Annotated in this window: 3 protein-coding genes; 2 read left to right on the top strand and 1 reads right to left on the bottom strand. The window is 74.6% G+C overall.

All coding sequences use genetic code 11. The features are described 5' to 3' along the window. Positions 1–2: 2 nt before the first annotated feature. A complete protein-coding gene (locus NWP10_RS10860; protein ID WP_258300916.1) occupies positions 3–653 on the bottom strand; it encodes a TetR/AcrR family transcriptional regulator in 651 nt (216 codons plus the stop codon). Between the two features lie 112 nt (positions 654–765). Here NWP10_RS10860 and NWP10_RS10865 point away from each other — a divergent pair, with 112 nt between their 5' ends. After that, positions 766–2,382 carry a carboxyl transferase domain-containing protein gene (locus tag NWP10_RS10865; RefSeq protein WP_258300917.1) on the top strand — a complete coding sequence of 539 codons (1,617 nt, stop codon included), beginning with the start codon at positions 766–768 and terminating at the stop codon, positions 2,380–2,382. A gap of 7 nt (positions 2,383–2,389) precedes the next feature. After that, positions 2,390–3,908: acetyl/propionyl/methylcrotonyl-CoA carboxylase subunit alpha (locus tag NWP10_RS10870; RefSeq protein WP_258300918.1), on the top strand; the 1,519-nt coding region annotated here is incomplete at its 3' end.

Here is a 3,908-nt window from a genome sequence, read left to right on the forward strand (position 1 = left end):
GGTCAGGGCCGGTCCGGGGCAGGGCCGGGCGCGGTGGCGGCGGCCCAGGCCATCGCCACGAGGGTGGCGCGGCGGGCGGCGCGGTCGGCGGCGGTGCGGCGCACCGAGCGCGGGGTGGAGTTGATCAGGCCGAGGACGGCCTGGGCGCGGAACACGGCGGTGGCCTGGTCTTCGGACGGGTGGACCACGCGCAGCTGCCGGGCCCACACGTCGATGTAGGCGCGCTGGGTGCCGGTGACGGCGGCGCGCTCGTCCTCGGGCAGGGCGGACATGTCCCGGTCCTGCACGCGGATCACGTCGCGCTGGGCGAGCGCGAAGTCCGTCTGGAAGGCGATGAGGGCGCGCAGCGCGTCCTCGCCCGCGTCGTGCTCGCGCTCGGTGGCGAGCGCCCCGTCGAGCAGGTCCTGGGAGGCCGTGGCCAGGATGGCCACGAGCACGGCGGCCTTGCCGGCGAAGTGGCGGTAGATGGCCGGTCCGCTGATGCCGACCTCGGCACCGATGTCCTCCAGCCGCACCGCGTCGAAGCCGCGCGCGGCGAACAGGCGGGCTGCGGCGGCGAGCAGGTCCTCGCGGCGGCGGGCCTTGGCCGCCACGCGGGAGGTCGGGGCGGCCGCGGAGGCGGCGGGAGCGGAGGGGTCGACGGCGGCGGGCATGGCCCCCACTGTAGGCCTGGAAGGGGAGCCGGAGGCCCCGTTCGACGCCGGTGACGGCGATCACTACACTGGTGACCAGTTCAGTTAGTCGTCATTCACTGAAGGGGGTCCCATGACCGCCAGCACCACGGCCCCGGCCTCGGAGTCCGCGCCCACCGCGGCCGAGCGCAACGCGGCCGGCCACGCCCGGCTCGAGCAGGAGGTGGCCGAGCTCGTCGCCCGCACCGCCCTCGGCGGCCCGGAGCGCTCGCGCGAGCGCCACACCGCCCGCGGCAAGCTGCTGGTGCGGGACCGCATCGACGCCCTCCTGGACGAGGGCTCGCCCTTCCTCGAGGTGGGCGCCCTGGCCGCGCACGGCCTGTACGACGGCGACAGCCCGGCCGCCGGCGTCGTGGCGGGCATCGGCCTCGTCCACGGCCGGCTCGTCATGGTGGTCGGCAACGACGCCACGGTGAAGGGCGGCACCTACTACCCCCTGACCGTGAAGAAGCACCTGCGGGCCCAGGAGATCGCCCTGGAGAACCACCTGCCGTGCCTCTACCTCGTGGACTCCGGCGGCGCGTTCCTGCCCCGCCAGGACGAGGTTTTCCCGGACCGGGAGCACTTCGGGCGGATCTTCCGCAACCAGGCGCTGCTGTCCTCGCGCCGGATCCCGCAGCTGGCCGCGGTGTGCGGCTCGTCCACGGCGGGCGGCGCGTACGTGCCGGCCATGTCGGACGAGACCGTGATCGTCCGCGAGCAGGGCACCATCTTCCTCGGAGGCCCGCCCCTGGTGAAGGCCGCGATCGGCGAGGACGTCTCGCCCGAGGACCTCGGCGGCGGCCGGCTGCACGCCGAGCGCTCCGGCGTCGCGGACCACCTGGCCGACGACGACCTGCACGCCATGCAGATCCTCCGGGACATCGTGGCCACCCTGCCGCCGCCCCCCGCGCCGGCCTGGGAGGTGGCCCCCGCGCAGGAGCCCGCGAAGGACCCCGCCGAGCTGACCTCCGTGGTCCCGGTGGACGTGAACACCCCGTACGACGTGCGCGAGGTGATCGACCGGATCGTGGACGGCGGGTCTGTGCACGAGTTCAAGCCCCTTTACGGGACCACGCTCGTCACCGCCTTCGCGCGGATCGACGGCCACCCCGTGGGCATCCTGGCGAACAATGGCATCCTGTTCGGCGATTCGGCCCGCAAGGGCGCGCACTTCATCGAGCTGTGCGACCAGCGGGGCATCCCGCTGCTGTTCCTGCAGAACATCTCCGGCTTCATGGTGGGGCGGGACGCCGAAGCCGGCGGCATCGCGCGCGACGGCGCCAAGATGGTCACCGCCGTCGCCACCGCGCGCGTGCCGAAGCTGACCGTGGTGATCGGCGGTTCCTTCGGCGCCGGCAACTACGCCATGTGCGGCCGCGCCTACTCGCCGCGCTTCCTGTGGATGTGGCCCAACGCCCGCATCTCCGTGATGGGCGGCCCGCAGGCCTCCTCCGTGCTGACCCAGATCAAGCAGGACCAGCGCGCCGCGGCCGGCGAAGAGCCCATGGACGCCGCCGAGGTGGAGGCCTTCCAGGCCCCCGTCCGGCAGCAGTACGAGGACCAGGGCAGCCCCCTGTACTCCACGGCGCGGCTGTGGGACGACGGCATCATCACCCCGGCCCAGACCCGGCGCGTGCTCTCCCTCGCCCTCGACGTCATCTCCCGTCCCCCGCTGCCGGACACCCGGTTCGGCCTGTTCCGCATGTGAGGCACCCGTGACCGAGAACCCCACCCAGGGCGCGCCCCTGTTCCACACCGTGCTGGTGGCCAACCGCGGCGAGATAGCCGTGCGCGTCATCCGCACCCTGCGCCGCCTCGGCATCCGCTCCGTGGCCGTGCACTCCGACGCGGACGCGCAGGCCCGCCACGTCCTCGAGGCGGACGAGGCCGTGCGCCTCGGCCCCGCCCCGGCCCGCGAGTCCTACTTGGACATCGAGGCCGTGGTCGAGGCCGCGCGCCGCACCGGCGCCCAGGCCGTGCACCCCGGCTACGGCTTCCTCTCCGAGAACGCGGACTTCGCCCGCGCCCTCGAGGCCGCCGGGATCGTGTTCGTCGGCCCGCCGATGGCCTCCCTCGACGCCATGGCGGACAAGATCCGGGCCAAGGAGACCGTGGCCGCGTACGACGTGCCCGTGGTGCCCGGCGTCGCCGACCCCACGCTCGACGACGCGGCGCTCGCCGCCGAGGCGCAGCGCGTCGGCTTCCCGCTGCTCATCAAGCCCTCCGCCGGCGGCGGCGGCAAGGGCATGGTGGCGGTGCACGCCGCCGACGAGCTGCCCGCGGCGCTGGCCTCGGCCCGCCGCACGGCCCGATCGGCCTTCGGCGACGACACCCTGCTGCTCGAGCGCCTCATCACGGCCCCGCGCCACATCGAGGTGCAGGTCTTCGCGGACGCCCACGGCACCACCGTGCACCTGGGCGAGCGCGAGTGCTCCCTGCAGCGCCGCCACCAGAAGGTGATCGAGGAGGCCCCCGCACCGCTGCTCACCGGACTGGCCCACGGGGCCGAGCTGCGGGAGCGCCTCGGGAAGGCCGCCGTGGACGCCGCGGTGTCCGTGGGCTACCGCGGCGCCGGCACCGTGGAGTTCCTCGTCTCGGACGAGGACCCGGACGCGTTCTTCTTCATGGAGATGAACACGCGCCTGCAGGTCGAGCACCCCGTCTCCGAGGAGGTCGTGCGGGTGCGCGGGCAGCGGCAGGACTTCGTGGAGCTGCAGCTGCGCATCGCCGCTGGCGAGCCCCTCGGCTTCGCCCAGGACGACATCGCCCTGGAGGGCGCCGCCGTGGAGGCCCGCGTCTACGCCGAGGACCCGGCCAACGGCTTCCTGCCGTCCACCGGCCCCGTGCTGCGCTGGCGCGAGCCGCAGGGGGAGGGCGTCCGCGTGGACACCCTGCTGCTGCCCGCGGCGGACGCGGCCGACCCCGCCGCCGTGGACGGCGGCCAGCCCGAGGTCACCGGCTTCTACGACCCCATGGTCGCCAAGGTCATCACCCGCGGCGCAGACCGCGCCGAGGCGCTGGACCGGCTCGACGCGGCGCTCGCCGACACCGTGCTGTTCGGCGTGCGCAGCAACCTCGGCTGGCTCCGCGAGCTCGCCGCGCGCGAGGACGTGCGCGCCGGTCGGCTCACCACCGAGCTCATCGACGGCATGGAGGCCTGGAACGCCCCCACGCTGCCCGAGGACCTCGCCGCGCTCGCGGCCGAGGCGCTGGAGGCTGTCTCTTATACACATC

Source organism: Micrococcus sp. HG099 (assembly GCF_024723355.1).
Classification (GTDB): Bacteria; Actinomycetota; Actinomycetes; order Actinomycetales; family Micrococcaceae; genus Micrococcus; species Micrococcus endophyticus.

Excerpts from the sequence above, each read along its gene's own strand:
- NWP10_RS10860 (WP_258300916.1), bottom strand. The coding sequence starts at position 653 with ATGCCCGCCGCCGTCGACCCCTCCGCTCCCGCCGCCTCCGCGGCCGCC.
- NWP10_RS10865 (WP_258300917.1), top strand. The coding sequence starts at position 766 with ATGACCGCCAGCACCACGGCCCCGGCCTCGGAGTCCGCGCCCACCGCG.